A 17,850-nucleotide genomic window follows, 5' to 3' on the forward strand; every position below is an offset into this window, starting at 1 on the left:
GAGTCATCGGCCGATTTAATCACTGTTTTAATAAGCCGTATTATACGGCAAAGCGTAGGTTAAATTCAGTGGCATCGGACGTTTTGTCGGGAAAGAGGAATCACCATGTTAGAGCTTCGTAAATCAGATAAACATCAGCAGCCCAAGTCTGTTGGCATGTTGCTTGAGGACGACCGCGTTAGAACCTCAAAAATGATTGCACGCAGTGAAGAAGAGAATCGCGCTGACGTCAAAAAAATGATGGGCTCTTTGCAGAAACGCTTTTCACATACCGCAGACCTTCCCGAAGAGATTGCCAAAATGGTTGAAGATCAGGTGCAGATGCGTACTCGTGACTTGTTCCGTCAAGCCAATTACGATGCCTTAACGCATCTGCCGAACCGTACTTATTTTGGCGAGACATTGGAAACTGTGTTGGAGCGGGCTAAAGCGGCCGGTTCGGAATTCAGTCTACTGTTTTTGGATTTGGACGGTTTCAAAGCGATTAACGATACCTTGGGTCATCATGCTGGAGATGAGTTATTGCAGCATGTGGCGGCGCGTTTGGTTTCGTCGGTTCGTGAAGGGGACATTGTCAGTCGCCGAGGTGGCGACGAATTTGTCATCCTTTTGACAGACCTTTCCAGCCGTGAAGACATCGTCAATATCTGTAAACGTATTATTAATGAAGTCAGTCGCCCTTATTGGCTGGAACAAAGAGAAGCCAATATCTCCACCAGCATCGGCGTGGCGCGTTACCCTTTAGACGGTGTGACCCCTTCCGAATTGATGGAGCATTCCGATTCGGCACTGTATGTGTCTAAATCAAGCGGCCGTAAAACCTTCCGCTTTTATGATGAAGTGATGAGTGTCGTGCCGGCTCAGTCGCATGAATTGCAGGCAGAGTTGTTGGACGCAATTGAACAGGGAGGCATTCAGACCTGTTTTGAACCCCAAGTTGAGCTGAAGTCCGGCCAGATTGTTGGAGCAAGTTTGACAGCCTGCTGGCATAACGATCATTTGGAAACGCCTTATTTGAATGGCTGGATGGAGCTGTTGGTAAAGAGTGGCCAATCGCGTTCAGTGGCCAGTTGGTTGTTGGATTCGGCACTGTATTACCTTCAGCAGTGGCAATCCCAGCAAAGTGAGTTGGTCGTGTCGGTTCCCGTGCTTGACAGCTTGTGGTTGCATGATGATGTGGTGGTCATGCTCGACAGTCGTTTGCAGAGCATGAAACTGGGTCGTGAACAGTTGCAGTTGGAATTCTCATTGGCTTCATTGCAGAGTGTCGACGGCAAATTGAAGCAGACCTTAATTGCATTGGGTCAGGCCGGTTATCAGATTACTTTGACGGAGGTCGGTGCCTATCCTTTGGATTTGGCTCTATTGTCGAGCCTGCAATTGAATGAGATCAAGTTGGACAGAGCCTGGTTGCAGACGTCTATGCAATCCAAAAGTGGGCAGGCCTGGTTGCAAGGATTGATTCAAATGGCGAAAAGCCTGGATATTTGTGTGATTGCAAGCGGATTGGATTCGAGCGACCAGGTTCGTCAGTTACGTGAGTGGGGCTGTTTGATGGGGCAAGGCAAGGTATGGAGCCAGCCGATTGAAGCGCAACGTTTCAATGCCCATTTGATGGCGCGTTCACGTGTAGGTGTTTGAAGATTTCCGATGAAAAAAACCGCCCTGCCGGGTTTCCGTAGGGCGGTTTTTTTATGGCTCGAATAAAGCTTGGCTTAACCCGATTTATTCATTTTTTTTAGCTGTTTGAGCATTTCCATAATCACCTTGGCGGAATGGGTGGCCGCCTGTTCCAGGTATTTCTCGAAGGTGACAGCGTTCTCTTTGCCGGCAATGTCCGATAAAGAGCGGATAATCACAAACGGAGTCTCGAAGGTATGGCAGACTTGGGCGATGGCCGCCGCTTCCATTTCGCAGGCAATCATTTCCGGAAAGTTGTTGCGTGTATTGGTGACGTCTTCCGCTTGATGCATGAAGCGGTCTCCAGTGGCGATCAAGCCGTGCATGTGCACCACTTCCTGTAAGGCATCAATGCTGTTTTGAGCCGCTTTCACCAAGTTTTCGTCAGGCAAGAAGCAAGCCGGCATGCCGGGTACCTGCCCTAAATCATAACCAAAAGGGGTTACATCGACATCATGATGGCAGACCGAGCTACTGATGACAATGTCGCCGACATTCAGGTCGGTATGAAAGCCGCCGGCCGATCCGGTGTTGATCACATAGTCCGGATCATACAGCTGCAGCAATAAAGTGCTGCTGATGGCGGCGTTGACCTTACCGATGCCGGAGCGCAACAGCACGACTTCAACATTGCCAATTTGTCCCAGATAGTATTCAAACCCAGCATGGTGTTGCGTTTGCAGGTAAGTCAATTGGCTGCGAAGAAGGGTGACTTCCTCTTCCATCGCGCCAATAATGGCTACTTTCATAGTTCGTTACCCAGCGCTTGAAGTTTGTCTTTGCTTAGGGCGATATCAGCGTTTTTATTAACGCCAATGCCATGGTCGATAATCTCCTGGGCAATGGCTTTGGCCTCTTCCAGCGAATGCATCACAAAAGTACCGCACTGGTATTCATTCAGTTCCGGAATGTCTTCCATACGCTCCACCTTGAGTACGTCTTGCATTGAAGTCAGCCAGGCCTGAGCAACACGTTCTTCAGAAGGGGTGCCTAGCAGGCTCATGTAAAAACCGGTACGGCAACCCATTGGGCTGATGTCGATGATTTCCACGCCATCGCCATTCAGGTGGTTGCGCATGAATCCGGCAAACAGGTGTTCCAGGGTGTGGATTCCTTTTTCGCCCATCATCGACTCGTTGGGCTTATTGAAACGCAAATCGAAAACGGTGATGGTATCGCCCGATGGTGATTGCATTGTCTTGGCGACACGCACGGCGGGGGCATTCATAATGGTATGGTCAACGGTAAAGCTGTCTAATAATGGCATGAGTAAAATCCTGTGGTTAAATCGAATTGGATGAATCGTCCGGGGTCAGTTCTTTTTTGAGTAACCAGCCCTTGTCGGTTTTGATGAAAAGGTAATCTTTCTTAAATTCAAGTTCATCCCCGGTCTGAAATTCCGGCATGGTCATTTTCAGCAATCCAAGGTTCACCGTTTGGCTCATTTTTTCAAAAGCCGTTAAGCTGCTGTCTTCCATGATCTGTCGGGCATATTCGTCCACACTGCGCTCGGCGCGTGCCTTGATAGTCATTTCGGCGACATAGTGGGTGTCGTTTTGTTTATAGCCGTTGTCTTTTTGGACTTGTGTGGCTGTAAACAGGCCGACATACTGCTGGTTGAACTGCTGTTCGGACATGTTTTGAATGGCCTCGTCCGTGGGCTGGTTAATACCAAAGCAACCGGATAGCAGGAGCATGGTCGCTGCCAGAAAACCTAATAAAGAATAACGCATAACCACTTCTCCGCTTGGCGCGATGGATAAAAAATAGGAGTTAAAGGATACCATATTCCAGTTTGTTTCGTGAAAGTGCAAGTTGCTCAGAGGATAGAAAGCGGGTTGATGTTGACGGTGGGTAAAAGAGGTGAAGGCAACTTAAGGAAGGGGAGTTTCAGCCTAATCAATCACCTTAGGCTGAAGTCCAAACACAAGTTTGCACAAGTCTTTGTGTGGTTTTTTGGTAACTTTTTAGGTTAACGATTTTAATTCCGATACTTTGAAAAATGCCATGGCCTCTTTCATGGTATGTGATTCATTCAGCATCTGTGTTGAAGCTGAAGAGGTCTCTTCTGCAAGTGCCGCGTTTTGTTGAGTGATTTCATCAATATTGGCAATTGCCGCGTTCACTTGTTCAATGCCCTGTTGTTGTTCCATGGAGCCTTTGGCAATCTGTTCGATCATATTGCTCACTTCGTAAATGGCTTGGTTGATCTCATCTAAGGAGCGACTGGTCTCTTCTACTTGTTTTTCACCCGCTTCAACTTGAGTCACGCTGTTTTCAATTAAAGTCTTAATGGTACTGGCGGCTTCAGCCGATTTTTGCGCCAGGTTGCGAACCTCCCCGGCTACGACCGCAAATCCACGCCCGTGCTCTCCGGCCCTGGCGGCCTCTACCGCTGCGTTGAGTGCAAGCAGATTGGTTTGGAAGGCGATGCTGTCGATCAAAGAGGTGATTTCTGAAATCTCATGGCTGGATTGAGTGATTTGAGACATGGAATCCTGGGCGCGTTGCACAACTTCCATACTTTTTTGCGATTTTTCGCGAGCGGCGTGCGACATCTGATTGGCATCCTGGGCCGATTCCGTATTGGAACGGATGGTGGCGGTGATTTCTTCGAGTGCGCTGGCGGTTTCTTCCAGGCTGGCTGCTTGTTGTTGAGTTCTATCCGACAAGCTGTCGCTGCCTTCATTGACTTGGGTGATCATCAGAGAGACCGACTTGGTCGATGCTTGAAGATGTGTGACGGTTTTGGACAGGCCTGTTATGGCACGGTTTACGTTTGCTGTGAGTTCGGCGAAACGGCCTTGGTAGTCTCCGCTGATTTGCACGTTTAAGTTGCCTTCTGCCTGTGCCTGGGTCACGCGACTGATATCATCGATGGAGTCTGCAATGACATCGATGGTCGTGTTGATGGCCTGTTTCATCTCGTTTAACTGCCCCGGCAACTCGACGGCGATACGGTTTTCAAGTTGACCTTGGCTGACGGCTTGCATGACCTTGTTGGTTTCGCTGACAAATTCGTTAAGTAAGGTCACCGTTCGGTTTACCGAATCGGCGGCACCTGCGAACTCCCCTTTTAGTTCCAGTTGGATTTGTTGAGAAAAGTCCCCGGAAGAGAGCGAGCGGTTGACCTGATTCAGTTCCTTGAAGATCGCATTGATTTGGTTGACTGTATGATTGATGTTGCCCTTCATGTCATCGAAATCACCTACAAGATCGGTTTGCACCTGTTGATCAAAGTTACCATTTGCCAGGTTACCCATCACGGATTTAATCTCTTCGATCGCTTGGTGTTGAAGGCTTAACATATCGTCAAAGGCGCGTGCCATTTGACCTATTTCATCGGTCGATGTGATATTGGCTCTTTGCGAGAAGTCGCCTTTTTTATGGACATCAATAATGGTGTTTTTAAGATGCTCAATCGGGGTATTAACTTTTCTGGCAATATAAATCACGATAAAACTTGAAAATATCAGGCTGGCTAGGGTGGCGGCAGAGGTGCTGTTAATCAACAAGTCAGCACTGTCCTGGATCTGCTGGGTATCTCGTCGGGTTCCGCTCCATACCGTTTCCTGCAGGCGCTGTGACCCATCGATTAATTGGGTTGTGATGTCAACCAGGGCGACGTCGGTCAGGGAGGTCAGGGATTTTAAATCCATTTTAAGTCTAAAAAGCGCACGGTTGATCTTATTGGTTGCGATAAATACCGCTTTGATCAACTCTTTTTCGCCTGAGTGGAGAAATTGGTTGGTCTGCATCAATTTGATGGCTGCTTTAAGATCGTTGATTTCTAAACTTAAACGCTCAAAGTCGTTTTTGTCGCGGGAATTGAAGTAGCGCAAGGTGTATTGCTGGACGATGTTTAAGGTCTGGATTGCATAGGAAGTCTGTTCATCCAGGGTTTCATCGGTGTTGGTTTGGCTGATAAGTTCGAGTTTCATCAGTGCATCCGGCGCTAAGTCTTTGGTGATCGCATTGAGTTTGTCTAAAGCATTTGTGGCTTTGGGAAGTATTTTGTTAATGGCCAGACCAAAATAGGTTTGGTTGGCTTCTTCAATGGAGGTGAGAAGTTCAGATTCCTGTTCGCCCAGCGGGTAAAGTTTGAGCTCTTCCTGCAACCAATGCGCACGCTCTCTTAGTAGTTTAAGCTCTTTCGCAAAGCGCTCATCGTAGGTCAAGAGGTAACGGTTAATCAGTATCTGCGCTTGTTGGGTGTTTTTCACCAGGTTTGTGGAAAGACTGGCGACAGGGATGGACGTCTCCTTTACCGTATCCGATGCATCCAGGATTTTGCTTGAATTGAAGTAGGTGATCCCTCCGATGACCAGCATCATCGCAATGATCATAAATGGCCCGATGGACAGTTTTGTAGACATTTTTAGATTGGAAATGATTCCTGTAAACTTCTTGGTTTCAGACATGATTAAATTCCTTATTCTGCCAAGGCATCGATTTTACGGCCAACTTGTACCATCAGCTGATTCACTTCATAGGGCTGTTTGCCTTGCATCAGCCTAGGGTTTGGTGCAGGGTCGGTCATTCCAAGCTTGACTTTAATACGTACCAGTTCGGCCAGGATATTGTTGGTCATGTCATAAACTTGGGTGGGGGTGATTTTTTCGCTAGGGAAGTCTGCAGCACGCACGGCAGGCATGCCGAGTTTGCGTTGTAATTTGGCCAATTTGTATAGATTCATAAACCCTTGAATGGTTGAGTCATAGGGCGTGGCGTTTTTGTCTAAAGGGATGGCCCGGTCGACAAATTCGACTTGCATGGCCTTTGCAATCAGGTCAATTTCGCCATTGATAATCTGACTGTTGCGAAATACCTGATTGGGATCGATCGGCTCAATTAATCCGTCCATTGCCATGGAGGCAGCCATCAGTTTTTCATAGGAGTTGGCGGGTGTTTTATTGTTTGCCGTTGTTGCGGGAGAGAAGTCCACGCCCTTGGCCTGTATGACTTTGGAAACCTCGAGGTTAAGTTCCTTTACCAGTTTGAATGCTTCAGAAACCGTAATTTCCTTCAGGGGAATAGTTTTCGGTGTTGCACTGGTGATGCCGTATTTGCTTTGAAGTTGAATGATCTTGTCGTTCAACTCAATCGCTTTGGCGTAAACGTGAACCGGTCTTTTGTCGGTTTGCAGTGAGGGGTGGTTCGGCGTGACGTCAATTTTCTCATGTTCGCGCAGAGCCATAATTTGCTTATAGATATTATCAGCTTGTTGAAACACCTCATTGGGGGTCGGGTTTGCCGATCCAAAGCTTGGGAGTAGGAGGCTTGTAGCGATTAGCCAGATCGAAAGACGTGCGCCTAGATTCATAATGAAACCTTTTGTATCAAAATAATGCTTATTGCGATAAAAAGCATTTATAGTGCCATTTGATAGAATGTTTTTGTATGAATGGGGTGTGTCTGAGTGTTTTATGAAATGAGTAATGGTGCTATCTATATGTATTATAAGTATTAATGGTTTTAATCTATTTGGGGTGAGGTGTATTATCTTTTTTGAAATTCGTAATACCGAAGGCCATTCTTATTTAAGGCAATCAAAAAGAATTGTGTTGATATTGTGCGGATGCACTATTTTAGTAACAGCTTTAAGTCCGAGTTCAAAGAAGTGGCTGAGAGTGATGGGTTGGGCGTTGAAGATGCTTGCCTTCAGGATGAAAACAGCATCTGTTTGTTTGTAGTAAGTCTGGATTTGGGCATAAAAAAAGCCAGCATAAAGCTGGCTTTAGAGTCATGTGAATGATCATCACATTAAATATGGTGCGGAAGGAGAGACTCGAACTCTCACACCAAAGGCACCAGAACCTAAATCTGGCGTGTCTACCAATTCCACCACTCCCGCGTATCTTTAAAGCCGTTATGTTAACCACTTCAAGAATTAATGGTGGCCTGACCTGGAATCGAACCAGGGACACAGGGATTTTCAATCCCTTGCTCTACCGACTGAGCTATCAGGCCTAAATTTGATTTGGCGTATTATAGAGAGGGGCTTAGGGCCTGTCAAATTTAATTTAAAGAAATTGTGAGAATTTTTGTTGCTTTTGTTAAAGGTGAATCCCGCTTATTTTGGCGGTTCTTCAAATGGGATTCTGGACTTTTAGGTTAAATGTTCCAGGATATCCTTGATTTGTAAACGGCAACAGCCGTTGCCGTCTGAGGCGTAGGTCTTGGCGCGTACTTTTTCCAAGGTGTCGGCACCTTCTGCAATGGCGTTGATCACAGTCATTTTTGGAACCTCATTGCAGACGCATAAGTTGCGGTCCAAGTTTCGTTTGAGAATTTCCGGTAATTTGTCCAGTGTGTTTTGTTGAGTCATGGCAGTTCTTTGGAAGGTTCGTTTCCCTATTTTATCGCATTGATCAAAAGATTGGCATGATTTGGGGAAGAACGGTTATCGATTTAAGGCATTGTATTCAGTCGATTTAAGATAATTTAACCTAGTTTTAATGCGGAGATTCTATGATATGATGCTGAATGATTAATTTCTGTTTTAATGTCACTCCTAAGCTGTTGGCGTGACCAGAAGGTTTTTACAGGTATGTTGAAAAAACTGGCGTTGTTTTTAAGTGCACTCTTGTTGCTTTCGGCCTGTTCGCAGGGTGATTATGCGAAGCTTAAGATTTCTGCGACAACCTGGGTGGGCTATTCTCCGCTTTTTTATGCTAAGGAGAAAGGCTGGCTGGACGGCTTGAATATCAAGTTGCTTCATGTGGTGTCGCTCAGTGAAAACATGTATCTGTTCCAAGTCGGTAATGCCGATGCTTATGTCGGGACTCAATATGAATACAGTTTATTGAGCGAGACAGATCCGACCTTGATGCCGGTGATGATGTTTGACCGATCTTACGGCGGAGACATCATCATGAGCAATGTCTCCCTGGAAGAGTTGAGGTTCACTACCGAGCCGATTGATGCCTATTTGGAGATGGATTCCATTAACAACACCTTATTGGCTGATTTTCTCTCTCATTATGGTCTGCAAGACAAAAAACTCAATTACATCAATCAGGATCAGGCCAATCTATCGGGCTTAAAGGCCAAAGCCCTTTCCCGTCCGAGTTTGTTGATTACCTATACCCCTTATAATATTCAATTGGCCAAGCAGGGATTCAAGGAAATTGCCTCCACCAAGGATGGATTGGGTCTGTTGGTGGTGGATGCCCTGTTCACCCGGGAGGCGACTTTACATCAGCATCGTCAACAGTTCGAGGGATTGAAACAATTGGTGGATGACGCGACAGAGGTCCTTCAACGAGACCCTCATGAGTTTTATGAAACCGTGAAGCCTTATATGCTCGGACTCAGTTATGAGGAGTTTTTACGTTCATTGGACGACATTATTTGGATTAATAAACAGATTTCTACCGATCTAAGAATTCGCATGCAGCAAGCCGACTTTCCAATAAGGGGGTTGATTTAGTATGCGCCTAAGCATCAAGCATTTCATGCTGCTGATCATTTTTTCCTTGTTGGGATTTCTGTACGGAATTTTTGCGGATTATTATCAGGAACAGCAGGAGCATACCGCAGAAGTCATTTTGGGGAGTTTGCAGGACGACATGTCAGAAATCAGTTATTTGCTCTCCAAAGACATTCAGGACAAAAAGGGAGTGCGGACTTCACGCGCCCTTTTGGACCGGGCAGTGTCCAATAATGATTTTATTAAGGCCATTATGATTCTGGACGACCAGCGTGTTCTTTTGACAACGGATCCGCGCTATCGTCACGCGCCTGCCAAAAGCGCGGTCTTTTTGGATCCTGCCCTAAGTGCCCAGGAGCAGTTGTCGGATAATAAGGGGTTTGAAGGGGTTATCCGTTTTTATCAGGGTAAGGATCTTCAAAAGCTGACTTTAGTGTTTTTGTTTGACAAGCAGGAAGTAGCCACTTATCTAAGCCATAACAGTTCGAAATTTCTAATCAATTTTGGCGTGATGCCGGGTTTGATTATATTGCTTATTTGGTTGCTGTTAAGCCACTTCATTATTAAACCTTTGGAACGCTTGCGACAATACGCCTACTACCAAAGTGAAATTCCCAAGGCGCTAAACCTCAGAGAATTAGAGTCGATTCGTAGCTCCATGGCGCAGACCTTTTCACGTCTTGATAATGAGCAAAAAGAGCTGTTTAAGATGGCGCGTACCGACTCTTTGAGCGGCTTGGCTAATCGGCATGCCTTGAATGAACATTTAAAACGTTTGATTGCCGATGCATCGCGCAAACAGGAAGAGTTTGCGTTTCTGTTTTTGGATTTGGATAATTTTAAAGCGGTCAATGATGCATTGGGTCACCATATTGGTGACGAGTTATTGCAACAGGTGGCCTCGGTCATTGCCGAGGTGTTGAGAACCAACGACTTTGTGGCACGCGTCGGAGGGGATGAGTTTGTGATTGTCTTGCATGATTATCAATCGCTCACCGAACTTTCTAATGTAATCGAGAGAATTCAGGATCGCTTGAAAATGACTTGGTTGATTCAGGAGCATCCCATCAATATAACCAGCAGTATTGGGATCGCACTTTATCCTAAAGATGCCCAAGACATGATTGGATTGATGCAGTGTTCCGATATTGCGATGTATGAGGCGAAGAAAAAAGGTCGTGCCCAGCATCATTTTTACACTGAGCAGTTGAATGTCACGGTGCAAGAGACCATCGCGCTGGATAAAGCCATGCGTCAGGCGCTGAAGAAGGATGAATATCAACTGTATTATCAACCTAAGGTGAATTTGCATAGCGGAAAAATCGTCGGTGCAGAGGCTCTGATACGCTGGATCAGCCCAACGCAGGGCATGGTTCGTCCCGATGTATTCATCCCTTTGGCAGAAGAGAACGGTTTTATTGTCGAGCTGGGGCAATGGGTGCTAAAAGAGGCGTTTCATCAGCAGAAGGCCTGGAAAGAACAGGGTATTGATTTGCCGATTTCAATCAATGTGGCGGCACAGCAGTTGCTCAATGATCGGTTTGAGTCACAGTTCCAGGCGTTATTGGAGGAGACTGGAGTTGATCCCCAACGCATCAATCTTGAGATTACCGAGTACCTGTTTCTGGATCAGAGTGAAAATAACTTCAATGTCTTAAGCCGTTTGCGCAGCCGAGGGGTGTCGATTTCCTTGGATGATTTTGGTACCGGTTACTCTTCCTTGTCTTACTTGAAGAAATTCCCAATTGACCACCTTAAGATAGACAAGGCGTTTGTGGATGATTACAACACGCCCGATGGCGCGGTGTTTCTGGAAACCATTGTCAAGATGGGGCAGTCTTTGAATATGCAGGTCATTGCCGAAGGTGTTGAAACCGAAGCACAGGCTCGTTATTTGAAACAGATCGGCTGTATCTATTACCAGGGTTATTTCTGTTCCAAACCCTTGCCTGTAGAAGAGTTTATTGCTTTTTATGGAAATCACCAGGCCTGCTCAGTTTGAGAGAAGCCAGGTAAGCTCTTCGCAAACGGCTGAATGAAGCGGATTAAGAGCGCTGTAAAATATAGTCTTTCAGGTCATTCAGGCCCATTGGGCGGGCAAAATAATATCCTTGGTAGAGATCGCATTCGAATGCAGCCAGGAATGTCTCTTGTTCCTGAGTTTCCACGCCTTCTGCAAGCACTGTCATTCCCAGTTTTTTGCCGATGGCAATAATCATTTCAACCAGGTTTTTATCGTGCTTATTGTTGAGGGTGTCTTGGACAAAGCTTTTATCGATCTTGAGTTCGTTGAATGGCAATTCCCGTAACATCGAAAGCGATGAATAGCCGGTTCCAAAGTCATCCAGAGACAATCTAAAGCCCTGTTGCTGAATGGATTGTAAAATAGGGCGGATGTAGTCAAGTTCTTCAATGAACAGGGATTCGGTCACTTCCAGAAAAATCTGTTCGCGTGCCAAAGGATAGCGTTCGACGGTTTCAAGCAGGTTTTCATAAAAGCGGGCTTCCATGAACTGGCGAACGGAGATGTTGATGGAGAGTTCAAAGCGAATGCCAATCTCCTGTTGCAAGTCACTAATCTCTCTCAGGCATTTATTGAGGATGTAGTCTCCCAGCTCCGGCATCAGGCCGGTTTCTTCGGCGATGGCGATAAATTCATCCGGAGGTACTTGCCCCAATTCCGGATTTTGCCAACGTACCAAGGCTTCAACGCCATGCAGGCGATGGTGGATATCCAATTGGGGCTGGTAGGCCATGAATATTTCTTCGTTGGCCATGGCCTGACGCAGGTGATGTTCGATTTGGATTTTACGCAGTGCTTGTTCTTTCATTTTGCCGGAAAAAGATTCAACCGCGTTTTTGCGTTTTTTGGCTTGATACATCGCTATATCGGCCAGACTGGCGAGCGCTTCGAGTTGGTCCGCGTCCACTGGATAGTGAGCAATTCCGATGCTGGCTCCCAGATTGAATTTCATTTCACCCACCAGATAAGGCTGCCCGACGGAGTGAATGATTCGCTGGCTGATTTCGGTATCGGCAACGCGATTGTTGAACAGCAGGATCATGAATTCATCTCCGCCAAAACGGATTAACGTATCCTCTGAGGAGAGCTCTTTCTGCAGACGTTTGGAAACCTCGACCAGAATATGGTCGCCCATTTCATGGCCAAAGGTGTCATTGATGTTTTTAAAGTTATCCAAGTCAACAAACAGCAGGCAAAAAGGCGTTTGCGATCCTTCTAGAAAAGGTTTCAGTTCCTTGTCGAGGTAGTTGCGATTTGGCAGGCCGGTCAGTGGGTCGTGATTGGCTTGGTGTATGAGTTTTTGACGGGCTTTCTTTTCATAGCTGGCAATGGTTTTGAACAGCAAAAACAGAGTGTACAGTATGATTAGAAGAATGCCGAAGTAGGTCAATATGGTGCTGATGATTTGATTGGTGAGTTTATTGGTGGGCTCGGTAATCGCAACCCAGAATTGGTAATTGGGGTTAAACAGTAAGGACATTTTGGCCTTTTGCGCAAACACGTTTGAGTAGCTATTTAAAATCAAAGGCTCGTGTGTCGATTTCGCCTGGTTGAGCGACCACAGGTATTCTTGTTTGGTTTCATGTTTGGCAAGCATGGTGTGTTCATCGAAAACCGGCGTTTGGTATAAGTCAGGGTTGGTATCAGGAGCACTGCCCGTTATCAGAATTCGGCGTTTGGTGCGGTCACTGACCAGCATGGCTTTACGTGCTTGAGATAGGCGTACATTGCTTAAATAGCCCGCCTTGTCGAGCCTTAAGCCGGTTGCCATCACGGCTACAACCTTGCCGTTATCGTCTCTGAGTGCCTTTCTGAGCGGAATCACCCAAGATTTGACCGGAGGGAAATAGTAGGTGTTGCCAATCACCATGCGGTCGCTTTGCAATGTTTCCAGAAAGGCTTCGCGTGATTCGGGCTGCTGCAGAAGGTTGGGAAAACCTTTAGGGTCAATGTTGGCGCTGAGTGCAATATAGTTGCCTTGCGGATCAATCAATCCAAAACCGGCCAGAACGGGTTTGGTTTTGAGCATGGATTTAAGCAGTTTTTGGGACTTCTTCTGATTCAAGAAAGTTTTATTTTCGAGCAGGCTGGAACCCAGAATATCCAGAACCAGTTCGTTTTCCACAAAAGCGGAGTGGGCGGAATGCGCAAACAGGTTGGTGAGGTTGGCCAATTCGGTATTGGAGTCCTCATGGATTTGCTGATATTTGTTATAGGAAATCGCGCCGAACAGGCCGAATGCAACCATCACAATCAGGTAAAAAATTGTCCATAAGTTGAATTTCAGCATTAATGAACCTGAGTGGATTAAACTTAAGAATACTTTAGCATTATTACAAGCGAAACATAATGATGTTTTATTGAATCGGATAAAAAGAGATAGAGGGAAGGGGGATTTTGATTTGACTGGACCAAAGTCCTATTTCAAATTAAATGAAAGGAAGAGATTTCACAGAGTGGAATCCGTGAAACCTCATAAAACCGCATGCAAGCAGAGCATGCTTTGGAATTTTAAGCTTTCAGTGCCTTTAAAATGGCTTTTTCAACGTCGTCGATTTTTTGGGTACCGTCGACTTTGATGTATTTCAGCGCGCTGTTTTTGGCTGCTGCATCGTTGTAGTAGTCGATTAAGGGTGCGGTTTGCTCATGGTAAACACTTAAACGATCCTTGACCACTTCCGGCTTGTCGTCATCACGTTGAACCAGGTCTTCGCCGGTTTCGTCATCCTTGCCTTCCTCTTTTGGCGGATTGTAAACGATGTGGTAGGTGCGTCCGGAAGCCAAATGCGCACGACGCCCTGACATACGTTTGACGATCTCTTCATCCGGCACATCAATTTCCACCACGGCATCGATTGCCACGCCGGCATCGGACAGTGCATCCGCTTGTGGAACCGTACGCGGGAAGCCGTCCAGCAGGAAGCCGTTGGCACAGTCGGATTCGGCGATGCGTTCTTTGACCATACCGATGATGATGTCGTCGGTGACGAGCTGGCCGGCATCAATCGCTTCCTTTGCTTTCATGCCCAGTTCGGTACCGGCTTTGATGGCGGCGCGCAGCATGTCGCCGGTCGAGATTTGCGGAATATTGAACTGTTTGGTCAGGAATTGTGCTTGGGTGCCTTTACCAGCGCCGGGAGCGCCTAATAAGATGAATTTCATTGGAAAATCCTAAGAGTCAATTTAAAAAATGCGAATGGCGGCTATTATACGGCCTTTACCCAGGAGGTAAAAGCCTTGGGTTTTTGCGTATGACCAGGCCTGCCGGTTTTCAGGTTTGCCTTAAAACCGTTTGTTATGGGGTTTATCCCTGTTGGAGCAGTTGCTCGATGGTGCCTTGTGCTTGTTGGGCGTAGTGGCCGCCAAACAGATTGTAGTGGTTTAGGATGTGGTAGAGGTTGTACAGCGGCTTGCGTTTGGCATAGTCGCGGTCAAGCGGGAAGACTTCATTGTAGCCGGCGTAGAAGGCGTCGGAAAAACCACCAAACAGTTCGCTCATGGCCAAGTCGGTTTCGCGGTCGCCATAATAGCAGGCCGGGTCAAACACCACCGCGTCGCCGCTGGTGGTGAAGGCGCTGTTGCCGCCCCACAGGTCGCCATGCAGTAGTGACGCTTCCGGTTGATAGTTTTGAAACCAGTTTGGCAGTCGCTCGATGAGTTCGCAGCCCAGTTCGTAAAGTTGTCGCGGGGCATCGTTGAGTTGTGTCATTTCCAGCTGAGGGCGCAGGCGCTCTTCACCATAAAATCCGACCCAGTCGCTGTGCCAGCGATTTAATTGAGGGGTATGACCGATATAGTTGTTCTCGAACCAGCCGAACGGTTTGGTTTCGTGGTTAATTTGATGATGCATCAAAGCAAGATCGCGTCCACGTTGAAAATCGTCGCCTTTGGAGGTTAATTGCAGGTGTTCCATCAATAACCAGGCCTGCTCATTATGCCGACCGAAGCCCAGCGGTTTTGGGCAGAGAATACTGCCTGAGCGTGTAATGGCGCGCAGGTTATGGACTTCGGTTTCGAAAAGCGGCAAGGCCTCAAGGTGGTTGAGTTTGAGGAAATAGTTGCCTGTGTGCGTGTGGAGTTTGAACGCCTGATGGATGTCGCCGCCAGATACCGGTGCTGCCGTTTCGATGTGGATGCTTTGCGATAAGGTCTGGGAGAGGGTGTGTGAAAATTCTTTCCAGTTCATATTGGCTCCTTATGGCGGCATGTGATTGAGCACAGCATAACTCCCGGCCTTGAATAGGCCGGGGCACAGTCTAAGTGGGTTTATTCAAACAGCTCTTCGGTGATTTGATGCATTTTTGTGGCGGTAATGTCCGGAATCTCCGGCGCATTGTCTTCTCTGAATACCTCAAAGAAGGCGTTGGGCGTATCCGCCGGTACGGCCTCGCCGGTATCCGGGTTAATGGGCACATTGACCAGACCATCGGGTCGGGCAAAAGGCGCATTCGGGTAGTCGGCCAGCGCTAGGCGCATGTAATCTATCCAGATCGGCAAGGCGGCACGCCCTCCCACTTCGCTACGTCCAAGCGTGGAAGGGGTGTCAAATCCGACCCATACCGTGGTCGCTACATAGGGATTGAAGCCGGAGAACCAAGCGTCTTTTTGGTCGTTGGTGGTCCCGGTTTTGCCAGCGATGTCTTCACGTTTGAGAACATTGGCTTTTCTGCCGGAACCGTATTTAATCACGTCCTGCATCAATGATGTGGTGATGTATGCGGTTTGCGGGCTGATGACGCGCGGTGCGCTGTTCGGGTCGCCTTCCATGCATTGCACCTCGCAGGCCGTTTTCGGGCTGGCACGGTAAATCACGTCACCGTTGAAATCGCGTACTTCCTGAATCAGGTAGGGGCTGATACGGTAGCCGGTATTGGCGAAAGTCGCATACGCCTGAACGATCTCCCAGGGCGTGAATTGCGCGCTCCCCAGAGACAAGGACAAGTCGCGGTGTTTGTTCATCTCTTCAACCGGCAAACCGAAACGCTGCACATAGTTGACCGTGTAATTGATGCCGATACGTTGCAGCAAACGGATGGAAACCAAGTTGCGCGAATAAGCCAGGGCTTTACGCAAACGTGTCGGTCCATAGAATCGACCGGAATAGTTCTCGGGACGCCAAACATCTTCCAGCGCACGGTCATGGAACACCACTGGCGCGTCGTTGATGGTGGTGGCAGGAGTCAGCCCCTTGTCAAATGCGGCAGCGTAAAGGAAAGGTTTGAAATTGGACCCCGGCTGACGTCTGGCCTGAACCACCCGGTTGAACTTGCTGCGGAAGAAGTCAAAGCCACCCACCAATGCGAAAATCTGCCCGTCTTTCGGGTTGACTGAAATCAATCCGGCTTCGGTTAAAGGGTCCTGCGCCAGTTGCCATTGTCCGTTCAGCTTTTGCAGGTACACCACGTCGCCCACTTTCAAAACGTCTTGAGGGCGTTTGGGTTCGGCTCCTTTCTTGTTGACCTCTATGTAAGGAGCCGCCCATTGCATATCCTCAAATGGCAGAGTCACCGTTTGTCCGTCCAGCATCATCAGTTGAGTATCGGTTTTAGAAAACCGGGTGACGGCGGCGGTTTGCAGCTGACCATACTTTGGAATGCCGTTCAATATTTCCAGTACCTGTTCCTCATCCGCCATTTCAGCCGGGCTTAGGTGCTGAATTGGGCCGCGATAACCATGGCGGCGTTCATATTCCTGCAAACCGTTGCGTACCGCCTGATTGGCTTGATTCTGCAGGCGACTGTTGATGGTGGTCACAATGGTTAACCCCTGCTTGAGGGCGTCTTCTCCAAAGTTTTCGATGGCGAAGCTACGAGCCATTTCTGCAACATAACCCGCTTCGATATCAATGCGGGCGCCCATCAGTTTGGCGTGCACTTCAACCGCTTGCGCATCCAGCATCTCTTGTTCTGTGATGAATCCCTGTTCAAACATGCGTCGCAGCACATAGTTGCGGCGAAGTTTGGCACGTTCCGGGTTGGCGATCGGGTTATAAGCCGAAGGCGCTTTGGGCAAGCCCGCAATCATCGCATATTCGTCCAGAGACAAATCATTGATGGATTTTCCGTAATAGGTTTGTGCGGCAGCGGCTACACCATAAGAGCGGTAACCCAAAAAGATTTTATTGAGATAGAGTGCCAGAATTTCCTGTTTGCTGATTTCATTCTCGATTTTATAAGCCAGGATGATCTCGTTGAACTTGCGCAGATACGTCTTCTCTTTGGTCAAAAAGAAGTTACGTGCCACCTGCATGGTGATGGTCGAGCCTCCTGACTTCTTGCTGCCGGTGGTGACCAGTTCGAAGACCGCACGAGCCAAACCTTTATAGTCGACACCGCCATGTTCGAAAAAGCTTTCATCCTCCGAAGAAATGATGGCCTGAGTCATACGCTCAGGAATTTCTGTATAGTCCAGTGGAATACGTTTCTTGGTGCCGATTTCGCTGATCAGCTGACCGTCTTCGGTGACGATCTTAAGCGGCACCTGGTAGGTCACATCTTTGAGTGAAGCGGCATCCGGCAAAGTCGGGTAGATGGTAAACACATAGACGGCCAGTGCAATCAAAGGCGCACCGATAAAGCCGGCAATCACACTTAACCAGAGTGCAGTTTTGAGTTTGTGTTTTGGCTTGGGAGTTGGTTGTTTTTCCGGAGTTTGCGGGTTTGTGTCGCTCATAAATACTCTGAGTAGGTTCAATTCATGTGTCTTATTAAAGAGA

At 47.6% G+C, this 17,850-nt stretch carries 13 protein-coding genes and 2 tRNA genes; 3 read left to right on the forward strand and 12 right to left on the reverse strand.

All coding sequences use genetic code 11. From position 1 onward, the window contains the following. Positions 1–105: 105 nt before the first annotated feature. The gene (locus B076_RS0100930) at positions 106–1,641 is read left to right on the forward strand and encodes a putative bifunctional diguanylate cyclase/phosphodiesterase (RefSeq protein ID WP_028485662.1); all 1,536 of its coding nucleotides are present in this window, start codon (positions 106–108) and stop codon (positions 1,639–1,641) included. A 74-nt stretch (positions 1,642–1,715) separates the two neighbouring features. Here B076_RS0100930 and mtnN read toward each other — a convergent pair whose 3' ends face one another. From mtnN to B076_RS0100980, 8 genes are all read right to left on the reverse strand, one after another. Continuing rightward, positions 1,716–2,429 (reverse strand): 5'-methylthioadenosine/S-adenosylhomocysteine nucleosidase, encoded by a 714-nt coding sequence (mtnN, locus tag B076_RS0100935; protein ID WP_028485663.1) that lies wholly within the window; start codon positions 2,427–2,429, stop codon positions 1,716–1,718. Next, positions 2,426–2,947 carry an S-ribosylhomocysteine lyase gene (gene luxS, locus B076_RS0100940; protein WP_028485664.1) on the reverse strand — a complete coding sequence of 174 codons (522 nt, stop codon included), beginning with the start codon at positions 2,945–2,947 and terminating at the stop codon, positions 2,426–2,428. Before luxS ends, mtnN begins: the two co-directional genes overlap by 4 nt. 16 nt (positions 2,948–2,963) lie before the next feature. Further along, positions 2,964–3,413, reverse strand: a complete 450-nt coding sequence (locus B076_RS0100945) for a hypothetical protein (protein WP_157753484.1) — start codon at positions 3,411–3,413, stop codon at positions 2,964–2,966. Positions 3,414–3,647: 234 nt separating this feature from the next. Then, on the reverse strand, positions 3,648–6,101 hold the full coding sequence (locus B076_RS12865) for a methyl-accepting chemotaxis protein (protein ID WP_051347083.1): 2,454 nt from the start codon (positions 6,099–6,101) through the stop codon (positions 3,648–3,650). 11 nt (positions 6,102–6,112) lie between these two features. Further along, positions 6,113–7,003: a hypothetical protein gene (locus B076_RS0100960; protein ID WP_157753485.1), complete on the reverse strand. Its 891-nt coding sequence runs from the start codon at positions 7,001–7,003 to the stop codon at positions 6,113–6,115. 447 nt (positions 7,004–7,450) lie between these two features. Beyond that, a tRNA-Leu gene (locus tag B076_RS0100970) sits at positions 7,451–7,534 on the reverse strand. A 40-nt stretch (positions 7,535–7,574) separates the two neighbouring features. Continuing rightward, positions 7,575–7,650 (reverse strand) — tRNA-Phe (locus tag B076_RS0100975). A 139-nt stretch (positions 7,651–7,789) separates the two neighbouring features. Beyond that, entirely contained in the window at positions 7,790–8,008 is a 219-nt protein-coding gene (locus B076_RS0100980) for a (2Fe-2S)-binding protein (RefSeq protein ID WP_028485667.1), read from the reverse strand. Between the two features lie 222 nt (positions 8,009–8,230). On the opposite strand from B076_RS0100980, the gene B076_RS0100985 reads away from it, so the two are divergent. Together B076_RS0100985 and B076_RS11665 are read left to right on the forward strand one after the other, a co-directional pair. After that, on the forward strand, positions 8,231–9,112 hold the full coding sequence (locus tag B076_RS0100985) for an ABC transporter substrate-binding protein (RefSeq protein WP_028485668.1): 882 nt from the start codon (positions 8,231–8,233) through the stop codon (positions 9,110–9,112). Position 9,113: 1 nt separating this feature from the next. Further along, a complete protein-coding gene (locus tag B076_RS11665) occupies positions 9,114–11,114 on the forward strand; it encodes a putative bifunctional diguanylate cyclase/phosphodiesterase (protein ID WP_051347084.1) in 2,001 nt (666 codons plus the stop codon). A gap of 43 nt (positions 11,115–11,157) precedes the next feature. Here B076_RS11665 and B076_RS0100995 read toward each other — a convergent pair whose 3' ends face one another. From B076_RS0100995 to B076_RS0101010, 4 genes are all read right to left on the reverse strand, one after another. Then, positions 11,158–13,425 carry a bifunctional diguanylate cyclase/phosphodiesterase gene (locus B076_RS0100995; RefSeq protein ID WP_038150306.1) on the reverse strand — a complete coding sequence of 756 codons (2,268 nt, stop codon included), beginning with the start codon at positions 13,423–13,425 and terminating at the stop codon, positions 11,158–11,160. A 221-nt stretch (positions 13,426–13,646) separates the two neighbouring features. Then, a complete protein-coding gene (gene adk, locus B076_RS0101000) occupies positions 13,647–14,297 on the reverse strand; it encodes an adenylate kinase (RefSeq protein WP_028485670.1) in 651 nt (216 codons plus the stop codon). Between the two features lie 142 nt (positions 14,298–14,439). Next, positions 14,440–15,321, reverse strand: coding sequence for a fructosamine kinase family protein (locus B076_RS0101005; protein WP_028485671.1), 882 nt, complete (start codon positions 15,319–15,321; stop codon positions 14,440–14,442). Between the two features lie 80 nt (positions 15,322–15,401). Next, positions 15,402–17,807, reverse strand: coding sequence for a penicillin-binding protein 1A (locus tag B076_RS0101010; RefSeq protein WP_028485672.1), 2,406 nt, complete (start codon positions 17,805–17,807; stop codon positions 15,402–15,404). Between the last annotated feature and the right edge of the window lie 43 nt (positions 17,808–17,850).

Source organism: Thiomicrorhabdus chilensis DSM 12352 (genome assembly GCF_000483485.1).
In the GTDB taxonomy this organism is placed as follows: Bacteria; Pseudomonadota; Gammaproteobacteria; order Thiomicrospirales; family Thiomicrospiraceae; genus Thiomicrorhabdus; species Thiomicrorhabdus chilensis.

Excerpts from the sequence above, each read along its gene's own strand:
- B076_RS0100930 (WP_028485662.1), top strand. The coding sequence starts at position 106 with ATGTTAGAGCTTCGTAAATCAGATAAACATCAGCAGCCCAAGTCTGTT.
- mtnN (WP_028485663.1), bottom strand. The coding sequence starts at position 2,429 with ATGAAAGTAGCCATTATTGGCGCGATGGAAGAGGAAGTCACCCTTCTT.
- luxS (WP_028485664.1), bottom strand. The coding sequence starts at position 2,947 with ATGCCATTATTAGACAGCTTTACCGTTGACCATACCATTATGAATGCC.
- B076_RS0100945 (WP_157753484.1), bottom strand. The coding sequence starts at position 3,413 with ATGCGTTATTCTTTATTAGGTTTTCTGGCAGCGACCATGCTCCTGCTA.
- B076_RS12865 (WP_051347083.1), bottom strand. The coding sequence starts at position 6,101 with ATGTCTGAAACCAAGAAGTTTACAGGAATCATTTCCAATCTAAAAATG.
- B076_RS0100960 (WP_157753485.1), bottom strand. The coding sequence starts at position 7,003 with ATGAATCTAGGCGCACGTCTTTCGATCTGGCTAATCGCTACAAGCCTC.
- B076_RS0100980 (WP_028485667.1), bottom strand. The coding sequence starts at position 8,008 with ATGACTCAACAAAACACACTGGACAAATTACCGGAAATTCTCAAACGA.
- B076_RS0100985 (WP_028485668.1), top strand. The coding sequence starts at position 8,231 with ATGTTGAAAAAACTGGCGTTGTTTTTAAGTGCACTCTTGTTGCTTTCG.
- B076_RS11665 (WP_051347084.1), top strand. The coding sequence starts at position 9,114 with ATGCGCCTAAGCATCAAGCATTTCATGCTGCTGATCATTTTTTCCTTG.
- B076_RS0100995 (WP_038150306.1), bottom strand. The coding sequence starts at position 13,425 with ATGCTGAAATTCAACTTATGGACAATTTTTTACCTGATTGTGATGGTT.
- adk (WP_028485670.1), bottom strand. The coding sequence starts at position 14,297 with ATGAAATTCATCTTATTAGGCGCTCCCGGCGCTGGTAAAGGCACCCAA.
- B076_RS0101005 (WP_028485671.1), bottom strand. The coding sequence starts at position 15,321 with ATGAACTGGAAAGAATTTTCACACACCCTCTCCCAGACCTTATCGCAA.
- B076_RS0101010 (WP_028485672.1), bottom strand. The coding sequence starts at position 17,807 with ATGAGCGACACAAACCCGCAAACTCCGGAAAAACAACCAACTCCCAAG.